We start from the raw sequence: 16876 nt of genomic DNA, 5'->3' as shown, positions 1-16876 counted from the left end.
CCTAATGGGTCTTGAATTCGGTGCGCAGCCGCTCTCGATCGAGCTCGTCGATCAAATCGAGATTGTAGATGTGCTCGATCAGGGCGGACTCGTTGACGTGTAGGCGTCGGGCCAATGTCGACACGAACTCGCGATCGATCTTGGCGTGCTGCCATTCGCGCATCACCAATTCTCTCGGCATGAGCATGTAGGCGGCGAAGGCATTCGCCCGGCGCTCGATTCCGGGCGGGGCCCATGGCCCGCTGACATGGGTGACCCGGCGCGCGCGCGTCCGATCATAGATGACATGACAGAGCTCATGCGCCAAAGTGAAGCGCTTGCCGTTTTCTTCCGTGTTGTAGATGTGCTTCGTATTGATCAGGATCGTCGGGCTGACGGTTGCGCCGGCAAGCGCGACGCCACGAATGCTGTTGGTTTCGAGATCCCGCTCAACGACCTCAATGCCGAGATCTTTGACGATCGTTCGGATGTCGATCCAATCCTGATCGGATGGCAGGCTCAGCTCGCCCAGCAGGTCTTCGGCGAACGAATAGCCGTCCTGATGCGGAACGCCCAGCGGAGCATTTTGCCGCCCCGTGACCAGCGCCGACAGGCCGGCCGTGTCCTGTCCGGGAGAATGATCGGCGAGGATTTGGCAAAGATGTGCGATGTCGCTCGAACCGAGGCTCGGGCTGACCCCACCGAACATCGCAACCGCGGGTGAGAACTCCGTCAGAAACGGTTGCTCAGGCGTGAAATGCTCCTGAATCAACTCGGTTCGCCCGATCCGTTCCAGGCAGGCTCTCGCTTCGTCCAAAATATGCGCGTTGACGTAAGCGCGTTCGAACTCGCTTGCCTCGATCTTGCCGAGCGCCGAAATCTTGGTCGAGAGTGCCTTCCACCTTTCTACATCGCGGCCCTCGAGTGCGGCGGGTGGATTGGTTGCGGCCCAGTCGAGCGCTCCCAGCAGTGGCCGGGCGACATCTTCGACGGCGAAGCGAGCGACCCCGGGTTCTGCCACGAAGGCAAAGCCTTCGGGGGCAAACACCGGTGGGTCCGACGACCAGGATAGTTCGATGTCGTCGGCATAGCGACGGATGAACAGGTCGGGGAACAAGCCGCCCTCCGAAGCGCTGCGCATCGCATGCCGCAAGTACCAGTCCTGGATGTCCTTGTATTGCTGTCGACCCTTTGAATCCGTTGCGCCGATCAATCTGTTCAGCGCACGCCGACAAGTGGCGACCGCAGGCGCTCCGCTGCGCTCGTTCCAGCTGAAATCTTCCTCCTGCAGCAAATCGACCCAGTTCGATGCGAGCCAGTCCAAGAACGGAGACAGGTACCAGCCGACATGGCCTTGATGGCCCTTGCCGCGCCTGTTGTGCGTCAGTACGTTGCCGGCGACAGTCAGCTTCAGGTCTCCCATGGACCAGCCATGCGCCGCAGGCCGGCGCTCGCGCGGCTCTGAATCGCGTGTCCACCGGATCGCGATCGCGAACCGGTCGGGATCACCGAATTCCTGGAAATCACTCATCGTCGCTATCCAGTGCCCAGCTCACATTCTGCTCGGAAACACCACTATAGCGCTTTAGTTCTCGTTTCGTCACCTTACCTTGCTGCAGCCAATTGTCCTTCAACTCCGACGGGACCTTGTTCCAAGGCTCGGGATAGCCGTGCCACGTGCCGTCATCGGTTTTTTGCGAGGCAAAGGCGATGCCGCGCAGCGTTGCGTAACGCTTTCCAGAGCCGTCGGGGTCGGGTTTGCTTTCTTCAAACAATTGATGAGCAACTGTTTTGAGCCAATTGTGGTTGAATGGGTCGTTGCCATAGCCGCCGTCAGGAGTCTTATGGGTCCACTCTGGACAGAGCGTTCCCTTGCGGCCGTTCGCTGGGCGGTTCTTATGCTTATTGGAGCCGCGATAGGGCGACGTCTTAGGCTTTTCGGCCACGGCGCTTCCCTTTCGATCCGCTCGTTGGCGGCGCAATCCGCGCCAGCAGCGCGCTGGCCGGCTCGTCGGCGGGGTCCTGCGGCACCAGTCTGCCTTCGAAGGCGGACTTGAGGATCGCCTGTTCCAGGCGTGCAGCGTCGGCGGCTTCGGCGTCGAGTTGAGCGAGAGTGTCGTCGGCGATTGACAATGCCTCGGAGACACGACGGACAATTTCCTCTGTCTCGGCAGGCGGAGGAACCGGAACAGGAAGTGTCATCACCTTGCTAAGGCTGATTGAGGCCAAGTTCGTAGTCTGCTTCCCTTGCTCGACAAAAAAGCGGCGTCCGAGCTCGTTTGCGTAGTGAGATACGAAGTAGGAATTTAGAGCTTTGTCGTTGAGACGGACGCGAAAAACGTGGTTCTGGTGAATCATGTCCGGAATGCTTCCATCCCACACCCAGCCCCGCCCAATCTTGTCTCGATCCCCGCCCTCGTTGAGGAGCAAGTCACCTTCCTGTAGCCGCAGTCGCTCAGCGGAAGTCCGCTCTACAACGATCGACTTTACTTCCGAAAGGTCGATGTGTCCGCGCTGGACGTTGGCGACTCGCAGATAGGGTACCGTTACAGCAGTTTCCGGCTTTCTCTTCTTATCTACTGTGATGCCTCCAACGATTTCGCCGAGTTCTCCCAATTGCGCCCACGACCACGTCTCGGGAAGGGTCGGCAGATCGGAGGTGTCCAGTTGGGCCGCACTCGCTATCCGACGCTTGCGGCCATTGGATGCAGCGTTCTTCCCGATCCGCTTGAGAACATCGTCGCCGGATTCCGATGTTGGTTGGTTCGTTCGCCAATCCCTGGTCAATTCACCCGTGACCGCCGCCTTCAGCAGCGCGCGGCGGAAGGTTTCGAGGCCCTTGCGCGCGTCGGCGAGTGCGGCTTCGCCTGCAGCGATCTCGGCAAACAGCTCATCGATGCGCGCGACAATGCGACGCTGTTCGGGGAGCGGAGCGAGAGGAATGGGAATTTGCTCAAGATCGCCCTTGGTTAGCTTTAAGCGTGTCGTCCCACCGACATGCGGTTCATAATCTACGAAGTTGAGTGAATGAAGAAGCCATCGAGCAAGCACGGAGCCTTTTGGTGTCAAGATGTGGGCGTGATTATTCACCCAGTAGTTGCCCTCGACCGCGTAAGCTTTCGCTCGCTGACGATCCAGAAATGGTGCACCATCCTCGCCCAGAAGAATTGCAGGAAAGTCGAACAGAAATCCGTCGATCAGACCGACTTGGCCTGTTGCACCGTAATAGGGAAATAGCTCAGCCGAGGATTTTCCTTGAATCCGCGTCTGTCTGTCCTGTGCCTTGATTGGGCGACGGCGGTGGTCGTGAATTTCGACGATTTCACCGAGCGGGATCCAAGACCAACTCTCCGGCAATTCCCGTCGGACTTCTCCGCTAGGAGTGCCGACTGCGGTTATGGAAGTCGTTACATCCATCACGCCACCAGCGCGTCCGTAATCTCATCCAGCAGCGCGGGCAGCCGTGCGCCGAACAGCGCGCGGGCCCGGATGATGCCGCCGCGGGCGGTGAATTCGGGGGCTTCCATCAAATCCTCGGGCCTGACCTCGATGTTGACAGCGAGATGGTCGCGGATCGCCATCAGCCAGTTGCGTTGCGCGTCGCTGTAGCTGCGCCCCGCCTTCTCCTCGCGGCCGAGCCAGAGGTTGAAGCGGCCGGCGACGAGCGAAGACAGTGGTTCCAGCGACTCGGCCTCGCCGATGGCATAGCGCACCAGCATGACGATGTCAGCCAGCGTGCCGGCGGGAGTGCCGCGGACCTTGTCGGCGGCGAGCCGCTTGTAGGCGCGCCAGATGTCCGGCGGTTCCAGCAGCCAGGGCGGGCGTTTCAGCGCCTCGCGCAGCTCGTCGACGGCCTCGTAGGTCAGGCGGCGTTGGGCGTAGGGCAAATGATACAGGATCTGCAGCGCGGTCAGCTCGTCGCGGCGCTCGGCCAGGAAGCGCTGGAAGCGGGCGATGGTGTCGGTGGCCTTCTTTTCGTCCCAGCCGGAGGAGACGACGGCGTCGACCGAGATGGTGTCGATGCGGATGTCGGCGGCGGCCTTGACCTCCTTCAACAGGCGCCGCAGCGCCGGATCGTCGAACACGGCGGCGGCCTCGTCCTTGGCGGTGTCGCGCACCTTCTGTTGCTCCGGCTCGGGCGCCTCGGGCGAGACGCGCGTGGCCAGCACGTCGGGATCGATGGCATCGAGCAGGCGGCTGGCGAGGCCGTGGAGGTCGAGGCCGCCGGAGGCCTTGGCGATCGCCGCGCGATCCTTGTCGCCGATGCGGCGGTCGAGCGCGGCGAGCCGGCCGGCCAGGGTGGCGAAGGCGTCGTCGTCGCGGCGGCCGGCGGCGATGTCGTCGATCAGCCGGTCGAACGAGACCGCGCGCTGCCGCTCCAGCGGCTGCGACACGCTCTTCAGGCTCTCGGTGACCCCGACGGCATCGATCAGCACGAAGCGCGTCTTGGCGTCGGCGTCGGGCGTGACCTCGCGCAGCTTGTCAGGCGAGATGATGCGGGCGCCGCGGCCCTTCATCTGCTCGAAATACAGCTCGGACTTGACGTCGCGCAGGAAGATCACGACCTCCAGCGGCCTGATGTCGGTTCCGGTTGCGATCATGTCGACGGTGACGGCGATGCGCGGATTGTAGTCGTTGCGGAAGGCGCGGATCAGGCCTTCCGGGTCGGCGCCGTCGGTCTTGTAGGTGATCTTCTTGGCGAAGTCGTTGCCCTTGCCGAAGACGTCGCGGACGATGGTCGTGATCTCCTCGGCGTGGTGATCGTCCTTGGCGAAGATCAGGGTCTTCGGCACCTCGGTGCGGCCGGGAAACAGCTCGGTGAACAGCGCGTTGCGGTAGGCGTCCAGCACGGTGCGGATCTGGTTGGTGGCGAGCACCGTGCGGTCGAGCTGGGCGGCCGTGTAGGTGAAGTCGGCATCCAGCGTCTCGTAGCGCTGGGCGCGGGTGCGCTTGTCGCGCACCGGGATCTCATAGCCGGATTTCACCGTGCTGCCGCGCTCGCCGATTTCGGTCCTGATGCGGAAGACGTCGAAGCCGACATTGACGCCGTCGACCACAGAGCGCTCGAACGGGTATTGCGCGACCAGGTTGCGGCCGAAGAAGCCGAGGGTGTGCAGCGCCGGCGTCGCGGTGAGGCCGACGATGAAGGCGTCGAAATAGTCCAGCACCTGGCGCCAGGTGCCGTAGATCGAGCGGTGGCATTCGTCGGTGATGACGAGGTCGAAGCTCTCGATCGGGATCGCCGGGTTGTAGGCGACGAGGCGCTCGGTGTCCGCGCGGGCGGTTTCAAACGAGGAGGCCTCTTCCTCCTCCTCGGCCAGCTCCTTGCCGGTCAGGACCGAATAGACCCGCTGGATGGTGGCGATGACGACCTGAGCGTCCTTGTCGAGGCCGGCGGCGCCGAGTTTCTGCACGTTGTAGATTTCGGAGAAGGAGCGGCCGGTGCCGGGCGGGCGAAAGGCGAGATATTCGTCGCGGGTCTGGCGCACGAGGTTGGCCCGGTCGGCGAGGAACAGGATGCGGCGGAAGCCGGCATGGGCGAGCAGGCGGTAGGACAGGGTGCAGGCCGTGAAGGTCTTGCCGGCGCCGGTCGCCATCTGCACCAGCGCTCGGGCGCGGTTCTGCCGCATCGAGGCTTCGAGCGCCGAGATCGCGTCACTCTGGCAGGCGCGTAAGCCGTCGGTGATGACCGGCGGCATCGCCTGGAGTCGCCCGCGCAAGGTGGCGGGCTCCTTGAGCCAGCGCTCCAGCGTCTCCGGACGGTGGAAGGCGAACACCCGGCGGGAGGCCGGGTCGGGGTCGGCGTGGTCGCGAAACAGGGTCTCGGTGCCGGAGGCCACGTATTCGAAGCGAACCTGCCCTTCGGCGCGGACCAGATGCTTGGGCACGCTGGCGATATAGCGTGAGGCCTGCTCGGCAAAGCCGGAGAGGGTGGTGCCCGCCGGCTTGGCCTCAATCACGCCGCAGAGCTTGCGGCCTACGAACAGGCCATAATCGACCGGGCCGGAATCGGTCTGGAACTCGCGCACGGCGACGCCGATGCCCGCGCCGAGGTTCAGTTCATCCTTGGATTGGATCAGCCATCCGCACGCCAGCAATTGCCGGTCGATCAGCGACCGCGCCTTGTCCTCTGGATGGAAGGCAGAATGCTCCATGAGCAACTTCTAGGCGAAGCGGAGCTGCGCCGGAAGAGCTTTGCTGTTGGCAGAAGCGGATTTGAGGGGGGCTCGGCGCCTCAACAATACCCGTACACGCCGCAGGTATAAGGCAGGCGGAACATGTAATTGGTGTAGCCCTCGCCGCCGTAATAGGGGCCCTGATAGTCGTAGGAGAAGGCGCGGCCGTAATAGCCGGGCAGCTCCTGGCGGCCGAGCAGCAGCGGCGTGGAGGGCCACATCGGGGAGATCAGCGAGTCCTGGTCCTTGACGACGACGATTGTGGGCGGCGCCTTGACGGCGCGGCGGGCCTTGTAGTGGACGAGCTTGTCGTGGACGGCCGGCAGGTCGGCTGCGAGCACGACGCCATTCGCCGCGATGGCCGCCAGCAGCATCATGATCACCAACGTTCGCATTCTGCTCTCCTTGCAGCTCCGGGACGGCCGGCGTGATGCCATGCGACATCGGTGCTGTTGGCTGCACCGGAGCGATTCCATGGCCGGCAGGATGGGCCCTGTATGGTTAACGAAAACCTTCCAGCGCGCGGAACGGGGCTGCAATCACCCGTAGAAGGACGGGCTTTTTCAGCTTTTGTTAAGTTCTGCGGGTGCAAGGTTACGGGTGCCGGCGATTTTGAAGGCCGGCTGGACGCAAACCAGCACTGTCTGCGTCCGGGATGAAAATCTCTGCTGCATTTCCATCAGAGTGTCAGACCAGAAGGGTTCGCGCATGTCGGTCATCGTGATGTCGGCGTCCGCACGTCTCAGGCTGCTGTCCAGGACTGAAGCGTCGCAACCGCATCTTGCCATCGCCGACGAGGTCGCCGCCTGTCGCCAGGCGCTGACGGCGCGCCGGTCGATCGCGACCGCCGCGCTTCCGCTGACGAGCCCCGCGCAGGCGAGCCTGCTGGTGCTGCTGAGCTAGATCCGGAGTTAACGAGGGCGCGGTCCGAGACGCCGGCAACGGCATGACCGTGGGACGAAAGAGAGCGCGGAAGGCCAGGGGAGGCCTGTCGCGCTCTCTTTGTTTTCGAGGCCCGGATCGCCATCTCGGTCTCAGCCGTTCGTCAAGCCCCGGGCATGACGTCGATGGCGATATGCGTGTGCAACTCGCGTCTGAGATCGCCGCACGTTCAGCGCAGCTGCCGACACGCCTACGCGCTCAGCGCCTGCTCGAGGTCGGCGATCAGGTCTTCCTTGTCCTCGATGCCGACGGAGATGCGGACGATGTCGGGGCCGGCGCCGGCCTTGATCTTGGCGGCATCGTCGAGCTGGCTGTGGGTGGTCGAGGCCGGGTGGATCACCAGCGAGCGGGTGTCGCCGACATTGGCGAGATGCGAGAACAGCTTCAGGTTCGACACGAGCTTGACCCCGGCATCGTAGCCACCCTTGAGCGAGAAGGTGAACACGGCGCCGGCGCCTTTCGGGCAGTATTTGCGGGCGAGCGTGTGATACTTGTCCTCGGGCAGGCCGGCGTAACTCACCGACGCCACGGCGGGATGCCTGCTGAGATATTCGGCGACCGCCTTGGCGTTGTCGCAGTGCTTCTGCATGCGCAGCGGCAGCGTCTCGATGCCCGTCAGGATCATGAAGGCGTTGAACGGCGACAGCGCGGGGCCGAGATCGCGCAGGCCCAGCACGCGGCAGGCGATCGCGAAGGCGAAATTGCCGAACGTCTCGTGCAGGCGGATGCCGTGATATTCGGGACGCGGCTGCGTCAGCATCGGATATTTGTCGCCACCGCCGGCCCAGTCGAAGGTGCCGGCATCGACGATGACGCCGCCGATCGAGTTGCCGTGGCCGCCGAGGAACTTGGTCAGCGAGTGCAGCACGATGTCGGCGCCGTGATCGATCGGGCGGATCAGGTAGGGCGAGGCCAAGGTATTGTCGACGATCAGCGGCACGCCCGCCTTGCGCGCGACCTGCGCGACCGCCTCGATGTCGGTGATGGTGCCGCCGGGATTGGCGAGCGACTCGATGAAGATCGCCTTGGTGCGCGGCGAGACCGCGGCCTCGAAGCTCGCGACGTCATCGGTGTCGGCCCACACCACGTTCCAGCCGAAACTCTTGAACGCGTGCGTGAACTGGTTGATCGAGCCGCCATAGAGTTTTCGCGCGGCAATGAATTCGTCGCCCGGGGCCAGCAACTGCTGCAGCGCCACGACCTGCGCGGCATGGCCCGAGGCAACGGCCAGCGCGGCGGTGCCGCCCTCGAGCGCGGCGACGCGCTCCTCCAGCACGGCGTTGGTCGGGTTGCCGATGCGGGTGTAGATGTTGCCGAACGCCTGCAGCCCGAACAGCGAGGCGGCGTGGTCGGCATCGTTGAACACGAAGGACGTGGTCTGGTAGATCGGCGTCGCCCGCGCGCCCGTGGTCGGGTCGGGCTGGGCGCCGGCGTGAATGGCGAGGGTGGCAAATCCCGGGGGACGTTCGGTCATGGTGTTTCCTCTTGGCTTGATCCGTTGCGCGCCGGCGCCAGCTGGCGCAGGGATCGATGATGGGGGACGGTGTCGATAGCGCGCATCGTGCGCCTCCGCGTCATCCCGGCGGAGGACATTTGCCAGCGGCCAGGATGGCGTCAAGGCTGCCGTCGCCGATCGCTCCGATTTGAAATGCGCTGCTGTGTCGCGCCGTCGTCGCGACACGTTCCTTTCGCAGATGCGTCAGGTAGGATCGCTTCTGTCCTTCGCGGCGCGGTCGGCCGCGGCCGTCGCGCCGCCGCCGACGCTGGTGCGGTTCAGCGACAGCCGCATGCCCTGGGTCGGGATTGGCGCGCGCTTGGCGCTGATGGTGCGGGAGTTGACGCCCATCCACGAGATCTCCGACGACAGCCGGCCATACTCGATCTTGGGGCATCGGTTCATCACGACCTTCAGCCCGGCAGCCTCGGCCTTCTCGGCCGCCGCATCGTCACGCGCGCCGAGCTGCATCCAGATCACCTTCGGCAAGGGTGAGAGCTTCAGCGCCTCGTCGACGACGGGCATGATGTGCTGCGAGCTCCGGAAGATGTCGACCATGTCGATCGGGCGGCCGATGTCGGCGAGCGAGGCGACGAAGGGGCGGCCCATCAGGCTCTTGCCGACATGGCCGGGATTCACCGGGATCATGTCGTAGCCGCGTTGCACCAGATATTTGAAGGCGAAGAAGCTCGGCCGGATCTCGGACGGCGAGGCGCCGACCATCGCGATCACCTTCACACCGTTGAGAATGCCGCGGATGTAGTCGTCGGGGTAGGTGTCGTGATTCATGGGCTCGCGCTTCTATTAGTTGCCGTCATTCCAGGGCGCCCGGAGGGCGAACCCGGAATCTCGAGCTGAGTTCGACCAATTCGAGATTCCGGGTTCGATGCTTCGCATCGCCCCGGAATGACGAAGTTGCTGAAACCGTCATTGCGAGGAGCGACAGCGACGAAGCAATCCAGGGGCTCGGGTGGGACTCTGGATCGCGGCGCTGCGCTCGCGATGACGGCGGAGAGAGCGTCGGTGCTCACTCATCCCGCCACGTCGGCGTCCGCTTTTCGATGAAGGCGCCGATGCCTTCCTCCGCGTCGCGGGCGAGCATGTTCTGCGTCATCACCTCTGCCGCATAGCGATAGGCGTCGGCAAGGCTCATCTCGGCCTGGCGGTAGAATGCCTCCTTGCCGAGCTTGATCGTATAGGCCGATTTGCGCGCCACTTGTTGTGCCAGCGCAATCGCGGTGTCGCGCTCCGTGCCGGCCGTGACCACGCGGTTGACGAGGCCCAATTCGCGGGCGCGCGGGGCGGGAACCGGCTCGCCGGTCAGCAGCATCTCCATCGCCTGCTTGCGGGGCACGTTGCGCGACAGCGCCACCATCGGCGTCGAGCAGAACAGGCCGATGTCGACGCCGGGCGTAGCGAACGAGGCGCGCTCGGAGGCGACGGCGAGATCGCAGCTCGCGACCAGTTGGCAGCCGGCGGCGGTGGCGATGCCCTGCACGGACGCGACAACGGGCTTCGGCAGATGCACGATCGCCTGCATCATCGCACTGCAGGCATTCATCAGTTTGGCGAAGAAGGCGCGGCCGCGGTCGGCGTCGCCGCGATGCGCGGTGAGTTCCTTGAGGTCATGGCCGGCGCAGAACGCCGGGCCATTTGCTGCGATCACCACGGCGCGCACGGCCTTGTCGGCGCCGATCTCGGCCAGGGCCTGATGCAGCTCTGCGATCAGCGGCTCCGACAGGCTGTTGCGCTGTGCCGGGCGGTTGAGCGTGAGCACGGCGACGGCGCCCGCCATCTCGCGCAACAAAATCGGCGTATCGGCGGCGTCGGCGAGGGCAGGGGCGGACATTGCGATTTCCATATGGGCGCGTCGATGCAGCTAATGTAACAGATGAGCGACGACGAGAGCAGGGGGAGACATGACGGCGAAGATGACCATCGCGGAGCTGGAAGCGTTCCTGCACGCGGAATTTCCCCAGGCGTTCCGCACCGGCGGCGACATTTCGATCGAGAGCGCCGATGGCAAGAGCTGCCGGATGCGCCAGCGCTTCAACGAGCGCATGTTGCGCCCCGGCGGCACCGTCTCCGGGCCGACGCTGATGGCGCTGGCCGATTTCGCGATGTACGTGGTGCTCTTGTCGGCGATCGGCCCGGTCGGGCTCGCCGTGACCACGAATCTCAACATCAACTTCCTGCGCAAGGGCGGGGCCGGCGCCGACGTGCTGGCGGAGGCGCGGCTGCTCAAGCTCGGCAAGCGGCTAGCGGTCGGCGAAGTTACGCTGTTGTCAGGGGAATCGCCTGATCCGATCGCCCATGTCACGGCGACCTATTCCATTCCGAATGCGTAGGGTTTTTTAGGGTATTATTGCACCATATTTGTAAGTAGCTGTTTTTATTGTATTAATTTCGCGTGGATGGCGTTGACGAATGCAGGCCGCTTCTCTAGAAGCTGCGACCAGTTCGGCGCGTCACCCGCGCCGCATTCTCCCTGTCACGGATATCTCTCATGAAAACCTTTTCGGCAAAGCCGGCCGAGGTCCAGAAGAAGTGGGTCGTGATCGACGCCAAGGGTCTGGTCGTCGGTCGTCTCGCCACGCTGGTCGCGATGCGGCTGCGCGGCAAGCACCTCCCGATCTATACCCCGCACGTCGATTGCGGCGACAACGTCATCATCGTCAATGCCGCGCATGCCGTGCTGACCGGCCGCAAGCGCGAGCAGAAGACGTACTACAAGCACACCGGCTATGTCGGCCACGTCAAGGAGCGCACCGCGCGCCAGATCCTCGAGGGCCGCTTCCCCGAGCGCGTGATCGAGAAGGCCATCGAGCGCATGATCCCGCGCGGCCCGCTCGGCCGCGTGCAGATGGGCAATCTGCGTGTCTATGGCGGACCTGATCATCCGCACGAGGCGCAGAACCCCGAGAAGATCGACATCGCCAAGTTGAACCGCAAGAACACGAGGGCCGCATAAGATGGCCGAAAGCATCCAGTCTCTCGATCAGCTGTCGCAGCTCAAGGGCGCCGTCACGGCCCCGGACGCTCCGAAGTATGAGAAGAAGGTCGACAAGTTCGGCCGCGCCTATGCCACCGGCAAGCGCAAGGACGCGGTCGCCCGCGTCTGGATCAAGCCGGGCTCCGGCAAGGTCACCGTCAACACCCGCGACATCGAGGTCTACTTCGCCCGTCCGGTGCTGCGCATGATGATCGAGCAGCCGATGGTCGTCGCCGCCCGCAAGGGCCAGTACGACGTGATCTGCACGGTCGCCGGCGGCGGTCTGTCCGGCCAGGCCGGCGCGGTGCGTCACGGCCTGTCCAAGGCTCTGACCAATTTCGAGCCGGAGCTGCGCAGCGTCCTCAAGAAGGGCGGCTTCCTGACCCGCGACTCGCGCGTCGTCGAGCGTAAGAAGTACGGCAAGGCCAAGGCCCGCCGCTCCTTCCAGTTCTCGAAGCGCTGATCTCCTGGGTCCGGCTGCGGCCGGATCCGTCAGCACCCAATACGAACGGGCGCCCTCGCGGGCGCCCGTTTTGCTTGGAGGTTGTGTGATCAGGCGCTGGCGCGGCGCGCGGTCAGCCATTGGCTCGGCGCCAGCGGCTTCGACACCACGCGGACCTCGCCGATGCTGCCGATGAAGCCATCGGACGGCGCGCGGTCCCACCAGCCGCAGCCGAGCGCCCAGGGCTGGGACGCTGCGACGCTCGCGATGCCGTTGCCGCCGATCACGCTGCGCACGACCGGCGCGCCCTCGATGTAGAGCACGGTGGAGTTATCGGTGGGGTCGTTGACGATGGCGAGGTGATACCAGGTGTCGAGCATGATCTCGCCGGACCAGTCGGTCTGCGGCTGCCTGGTCGAGCTCGACGGCACGATCTCCCACTGCACCTCGCGGAGGTTGGAGATCGCGAACAGGATCGGCGGCGATTCCGGGTCGCCGCCGGCATAGCCCGGCAGCCAGCCGCGGTTGCCGAAGCGGGTGAGTATGTTGCACCAGGCATGATCGGCCGCCTTCCAGTTCGGATCGATCTTGATGAAGGCCTCGACCGTGTAGCCGGATGCGAAGGTCGCGGCATTGATCGGCGCGTTGGCCGCCGTCGTGAACCAGCTGAAGCGGCCGGCGCCTTGCTTGGTGGTGTTGAGGAACTGAACGCTCCCCGGCGCTGACGACAGGCGGTGCTTGTCGGCGGTGAAGGCCACATCGGCGACCTCCGCGGCACCGGCGAGCGATGCGCGCTGCATTGGGTTGGCGGCGGTGAGGTCCGACAGCGCGGTGCCGGCGGCCACCGCCTTGCCGATCGCCGACGACGCGATCCGCCAATGCGCTGTTGTCTCGGCGATCAGCGGATAGTCCTGTTCGTTCGCGGGCGGCACCACCACCGGCTCCGGCGCCTCGGTGTAGTTGGCATAGAGATCCTGCTTCACCCGCGGCAGGATCGGCGTGCCGGCGAAGGCCGGCAGATGGCAGAAATTGGTGAAGCGTGAAAAACGCCGGCGGAAGTCGATGGCAATCGAGAACTCGTGGTTGTCCTCCGTCAGCCAGGCGCGGTCGAACTGCTTGAGACTGTCCTTCGGCTTCTCGACCACCCAAGGCGAGAACGAGGCGACGTCGATCTTGTTGGCCGTGAAGTCGAACTCGTAGAGCCGCATCAGGCCGTTGCCGCCCTGATAGGCCATCTGATAGTCGACCACCATCTGGTGCACGGGGTTATGGAAGTCGTTGATCTTCGTCAGCAGCGCGCCGCCATGATAGTGGCCGTTGAGCGTCATGAAGATCTGGTCGTTGCTGCGGATCAGCTTCTCCCAGAGGTATTGACCGTAGGCGACCTCGAGCGGGCTCGTGCCGTCATTGGCGATGTTGAGCAACTGGTGGTTGGCGAGGATGACCGGCAGCATCGGGTGCCGCGCGATCATGCTGCGCGCCCAGGCGACGGCGTCGTCCGAGGCACGCCACGACAGCGACAGCACCATGAAGCTGACGCCGCAGGCGTGGAACACATGCGCCTCGTGCCAGCCGCTCGGATGCCGCTCCAGGAAGGTCCGCTGCTTCGCCGCGCGGCTGGCCGGAAACCAGGACAGATACGGCTCCGATGAACCGCGCTGCGCATCGGTGCCCGCGCTCTGGCTCGCCGCGCTCTCGAACTCCAGCGCCGACAGCACGTCGTGATTGCCGGCCAGCACCGAATACGGCCGGCCGGCATTCTCCAGCAGCTTCATTGCGGCGTCGGCGACGGCCCATTGCTGCGGATGCCTGGACTGGTCGACGACGTCGCCGAGATGGATCGTGAATGGGATGTGATATTTCGCGGCGTTGTCGACAATGAACTGGGTCTGCGCCGGATAGGGCGTGCTGCCATATTGCCGCTGATAGGCCTGGCCTTCCTCGGAGGTCGCATAGCGCGAGTAGAACTGCGTATCGGGGAGGACGGCGAGCGCGAAGCTGGTGGTGACGTGGTGATGATGGTGGTGCATGCGCCAATGCGCGTGCGCGGCCTGGCCCGGCAACAGGCTGGCACCGAGGCCGAGCGCCGAGACGCCCATGGCATTGCGCAGCAGCGTGCGGCGATCGACGCCCTGGGTTGCTTGCGGATCGCGCGACGGATGATTTGGTGCGGCCTGGCTGTCGTATGAATCGTCGTCGAAAGACATTCTCGTCCCCATCGCATGCGACCGATCGCGCTGCTGTCGCGCCGTGGTAGGGAGAGATGATCTCAAATTTGAGAAGGTTTCTTATCGTTTCCATGAGTGTTCGGTGCGGAGCGGGAAACGATTGATTCCACATGCTCAGTTCCGCAACTCTCAATAATGAGCTGCATTTCGTGCAATCAAGGCGGGCGCGCATGGTGCCTGGCGCGATCGGTTTTGAATCCTGTTTGCAGCATTTTGCGCAGCAATTTGCCGACGAGTTGTGCCGAGCTTTTCGAGAAAACTTGGTATCCCAGGCAAACCTCTTTCGAACAGACCGCTCGCTAGGTTGATCGCGACAAGGCCGCGCTAACCAAAGTCTCCGCGCCGCCGCAGCAACCGAGGTGACGGATGGCACTCGACAGCATGACGCTCGACATCGTAGCGACCATGGTCGCGGCGCTGCTTGGCGCCATGTTGCTGCACTTCGGACGGCAGGAGAACACGCCGGCGCTGCGCTGGTGGGGCGCGGCCTATGTCCTCGGCGCGGTCGCGATCGCGCTGTGGACGTTGATCGGGGAGCTCTATGGCGAGGTGGTGTCGCTGTTCCTGAGCTCGATCGGCCTGATCGCCACCGCCATGGTGTGGAACGCCGCGCGCGTGTTTCATGGCAAGCGGCCGAGCGTGCCCGGACTCGTGCTCGGCGCCATCGTCTGGATCGCCAGCGGCATGCTGCTCGATCCCTCGGCGCAGGCGCTGCGGCTGACGATCGGCGCCGCGATCGTCGTGATCTATGCCATGCTCACCGCGGCCGAGCTGTGGCAGGAGCGGCGGCGGTCTCTGCACAAGCGCTGGCCGGCGCTGATCGTGCCGGTGATGCACGGCTTCGTCCTGATGCTGCCGATCCTGCTCGGCAACATGCTGCGCGAGTCCGACGGCGCCTTCGCCGGGGCCTGGGTCACGATCTTCTCGATCGAGCTCGTGCTCTACGCTGTCGGCACCGTGTTCGTGATCTTCATGCTGGTGTCGGAGCGCATCGTCAGCGCCCACAAGCGCGCGGCGACCACCGACCCGCTGACGGGCCTGCTCAATCGGCGCGGCTTTGCCGAGTCCTGCGCGCAACTGATCGAGCGCGAGGCGCGCGAGCAGCGGCCGGTCAGCGTGCTGATCTTCGACATCGATCATTTCAAGTCGATCAACGACCGCTTCGGCCACGCCGAGGGCGACGAGGTCCTGAAGATCTTCGCAGACGTCGTGGTCAACAATCTGCGCCTCACCGATCTCTCGGGCCGGATCGGCGGCGAGGAGTTCGCAGCCCTTCTGCCCTGTTCCATCGAAGAGGCCATGGTCGCCGCCGAGCGTGTCCGCGAGGCGTTCGCGGCCTCCGGGGTGGTGCGCGAGGACCAGCCGGTGGACACCACCGTCAGCATCGGCGTCGCCGGCGGGCCGGGCGGGACCGAACTCGACGTGCTGCTCGCGGCCGCCGATACCGCGCTCTACAAGGCCAAGCGCTCCGGTCGCAACCGGGTCGAAGCGTCGGAGGAGCTGCCGCTGTCGCTCGACCGCTACCGCCGCCAGCGCGCCGCCGCTTCTGCCAGCCTGCCGCAGTCGGAACAGGCGGTATTGTCGAGCTGAGGCGCGGCTTTCGCTCTCCCGAGGTCTGGGCTAGACAAGCGGCCCACACCAGGGGAGGCCGACAGAGCATGATCACGGAAATCGCCCAGATCGACGTCAAGCCGGGCACGGAGAAGGATTTCGAGGCCGCGGTGGCCAAAGCACGCGCCGCGTTCGGCCGCTCCAAGGGCTTTCACGGCTTCGAGCTGCACAAGTCGATCGAGAAGCCGCAACGCTACCGCCTGATGGTGAAGTGGGAGACGCTCGAGAGCCACACGGTCGATTTCCGTGGCTCGGAGAACTTCACCGAATGGCGCGGCCTGGTCGGGCAGTATTTCGCCAGCCCTCCGGATGTCGAGCACACCGAGACGGTGCTGACCTCGGCCGGCTGAGCACCGCGTAGCCGCTGCTGCCGACGGAACGCCACCATGACGCATGACGATCTGGTCGAAGCCTACTCCGCGGCGGGACGGCACTACCATGATCTTCGCCACATCCAGGACTGCCTGGCCGAGCTCGCTCGCGTTGCCGACCTCAACGTCCGCGACCGCGAGATCCTGACGCTCGCGATCTGGTGGCACGACGTCGTGTATGATCCGACGCGGTCCGACAATGAGGAGCAGAGCGCCGTCCTTGCCGAGCGTCATGTCGCGGCCGATCTGCGCGACGAGGTCGGACGCCTGATCCGGCTGACCCGCACCCACGATGTCGCGCCCGGCGATCGGCTGGGCGCGCTGCTCGTCTCGATCGATCTCGCCATTCTCGGCAGCGACGAGGCCAGCTACGACGCCTATGCCGATGCGATCCGGCGCGAATATGCTGATGTGCCGGACGACGCCTACCGCGCCGGGCGCGCGGCGGTGCTGGAGCGCTTCGGAAGCCGCCCCGTGATCTATCCGGATGCGGGCTTTGCCGCCGCGCTCGACCGGAAGGCGCGGAGCAATCTCGCGCGCGAGCTGCGCGGCCTTCGATCCTAAGCGGATCAGCTCAGGCGTTTTTGAACGGCCGCATCACCGCGGCAATGCAGCCTGCGCAGCATCGCATGAGCGAATG

16 protein-coding genes are annotated in these 16876 nt (G+C 64.7%); 7 read left to right on the top strand and 9 right to left on the bottom strand.

Annotated elements, in window-relative coordinates; genetic code table 11:
• Position 1: 1 nt before the first annotated feature.
• The 5 genes from QX010_RS20395 to QX010_RS20375 all read right to left on the bottom strand — a co-directional run bounded on the left by QX010_RS20395 (position 2) and on the right by QX010_RS20375 (position 6550).
• Positions 2-1510 (bottom strand): ImmA/IrrE family metallo-endopeptidase, encoded by a 1509-nt coding sequence (locus tag QX010_RS20395; protein ID WP_316181479.1) that lies wholly within the window; start codon positions 1508-1510, stop codon positions 2-4.
• A complete protein-coding gene (locus QX010_RS20390) occupies positions 1503-1925 on the bottom strand; it encodes a hypothetical protein (RefSeq protein WP_316181478.1) in 423 nt (140 codons plus the stop codon). Before QX010_RS20390 ends, QX010_RS20395 begins: the two co-directional genes overlap by 8 nt.
• Complete coding sequence (locus tag QX010_RS20385) at positions 1909-3396, bottom strand: restriction endonuclease subunit S (protein WP_316181476.1); 1488 nt, start codon at positions 3394-3396, stop codon at positions 1909-1911. Before QX010_RS20385 ends, QX010_RS20390 begins: the two co-directional genes overlap by 17 nt.
• A complete protein-coding gene (locus tag QX010_RS20380) occupies positions 3396-6134 on the bottom strand; it encodes a DEAD/DEAH box helicase family protein (protein WP_316181474.1) in 2739 nt (912 codons plus the stop codon). The genes QX010_RS20385 and QX010_RS20380 overlap by 1 nt, the downstream gene beginning before the upstream one ends.
• An 80-nt stretch (positions 6135-6214) precedes the next feature.
• A complete protein-coding gene (locus QX010_RS20375) occupies positions 6215-6550 on the bottom strand; it encodes a hypothetical protein (protein WP_316181472.1) in 336 nt (111 codons plus the stop codon).
• 313 nt (positions 6551-6863) lie between these two features.
• On the opposite strand from QX010_RS20375, the gene QX010_RS20370 reads away from it, so the two are divergent.
• Positions 6864-7058, top strand: a complete 195-nt coding sequence (locus QX010_RS20370; RefSeq protein ID WP_315799668.1) for a hypothetical protein — start codon at positions 6864-6866, stop codon at positions 7056-7058.
• A 229-nt stretch (positions 7059-7287) separates the two neighbouring features.
• Here QX010_RS20370 and QX010_RS20365 read toward each other — a convergent pair whose 3' ends face one another.
• From QX010_RS20365 to QX010_RS20355, 3 genes are all read right to left on the bottom strand, one after another.
• Entirely contained in the window at positions 7288-8571 is a 1284-nt protein-coding gene (locus QX010_RS20365; protein WP_316181470.1) for an O-acetylhomoserine aminocarboxypropyltransferase, read from the bottom strand.
• A 225-nt stretch (positions 8572-8796) separates the two neighbouring features.
• Positions 8797-9381 (bottom strand): CoA-binding protein, encoded by a 585-nt coding sequence (locus QX010_RS20360; RefSeq protein ID WP_315799670.1) that lies wholly within the window; start codon positions 9379-9381, stop codon positions 8797-8799.
• Between the two features lie 238 nt (positions 9382-9619).
• Positions 9620-10441, bottom strand: a complete 822-nt coding sequence (locus QX010_RS20355; protein ID WP_315799671.1) for an enoyl-CoA hydratase — start codon at positions 10439-10441, stop codon at positions 9620-9622.
• Positions 10442-10511: 70 nt separating this feature from the next.
• Here QX010_RS20355 and QX010_RS20350 point away from each other — a divergent pair, with 70 nt between their 5' ends.
• The 3 genes from QX010_RS20350 (at position 10512) to rpsI (ending at position 12047) form a co-directional block, all read left to right on the top strand.
• Positions 10512-10940, top strand: coding sequence for a PaaI family thioesterase (locus tag QX010_RS20350; protein ID WP_316181468.1), 429 nt, complete (start codon positions 10512-10514; stop codon positions 10938-10940).
• Between the two features lie 158 nt (positions 10941-11098).
• Complete coding sequence (gene rplM, locus QX010_RS20345) at positions 11099-11563, top strand: 50S ribosomal protein L13 (RefSeq protein ID WP_315799673.1); 465 nt, start codon at positions 11099-11101, stop codon at positions 11561-11563.
• 1 nt (position 11564) lies between these two features.
• Positions 11565-12047, top strand: a complete 483-nt coding sequence (gene rpsI, locus QX010_RS20340) for a 30S ribosomal protein S9 (RefSeq protein WP_006611043.1) — start codon at positions 11565-11567, stop codon at positions 12045-12047.
• A gap of 89 nt (positions 12048-12136) precedes the next feature.
• On the opposite strand, the gene QX010_RS20335 is transcribed toward rpsI, so the two are convergent.
• A complete protein-coding gene (locus QX010_RS20335; RefSeq protein ID WP_316181461.1) occupies positions 12137-14233 on the bottom strand; it encodes a LamG-like jellyroll fold domain-containing protein in 2097 nt (698 codons plus the stop codon).
• A 387-nt stretch (positions 14234-14620) separates the two neighbouring features.
• On the opposite strand from QX010_RS20335, the gene QX010_RS20330 reads away from it, so the two are divergent.
• The 3 genes from QX010_RS20330 to QX010_RS20320 all read left to right on the top strand — a co-directional run bounded on the left by QX010_RS20330 (position 14621) and on the right by QX010_RS20320 (position 16800).
• Positions 14621-15844: a GGDEF domain-containing protein gene (locus QX010_RS20330; protein ID WP_316181459.1), complete on the top strand. Its 1224-nt coding sequence runs from the start codon at positions 14621-14623 to the stop codon at positions 15842-15844.
• Positions 15845-15912: 68 nt separating this feature from the next.
• Positions 15913-16215 (top strand): antibiotic biosynthesis monooxygenase family protein, encoded by a 303-nt coding sequence (locus tag QX010_RS20325; protein ID WP_315799676.1) that lies wholly within the window; start codon positions 15913-15915, stop codon positions 16213-16215.
• A gap of 36 nt (positions 16216-16251) precedes the next feature.
• Entirely contained in the window at positions 16252-16800 is a 549-nt protein-coding gene (locus QX010_RS20320) for a phosphohydrolase (RefSeq protein WP_316181457.1), read from the top strand.
• The last annotated feature ends 76 nt before the right edge of the window (positions 16801-16876 follow it).

The sequence above is a fragment of the Bradyrhizobium sp. SZCCHNRI1009 genome (assembly GCF_032487575.1).
Taxonomy (GTDB): Bacteria; Pseudomonadota; Alphaproteobacteria; order Rhizobiales; family Xanthobacteraceae; genus Bradyrhizobium.
This window is presented reverse-complemented; position numbering and strand designations above follow the sequence as displayed.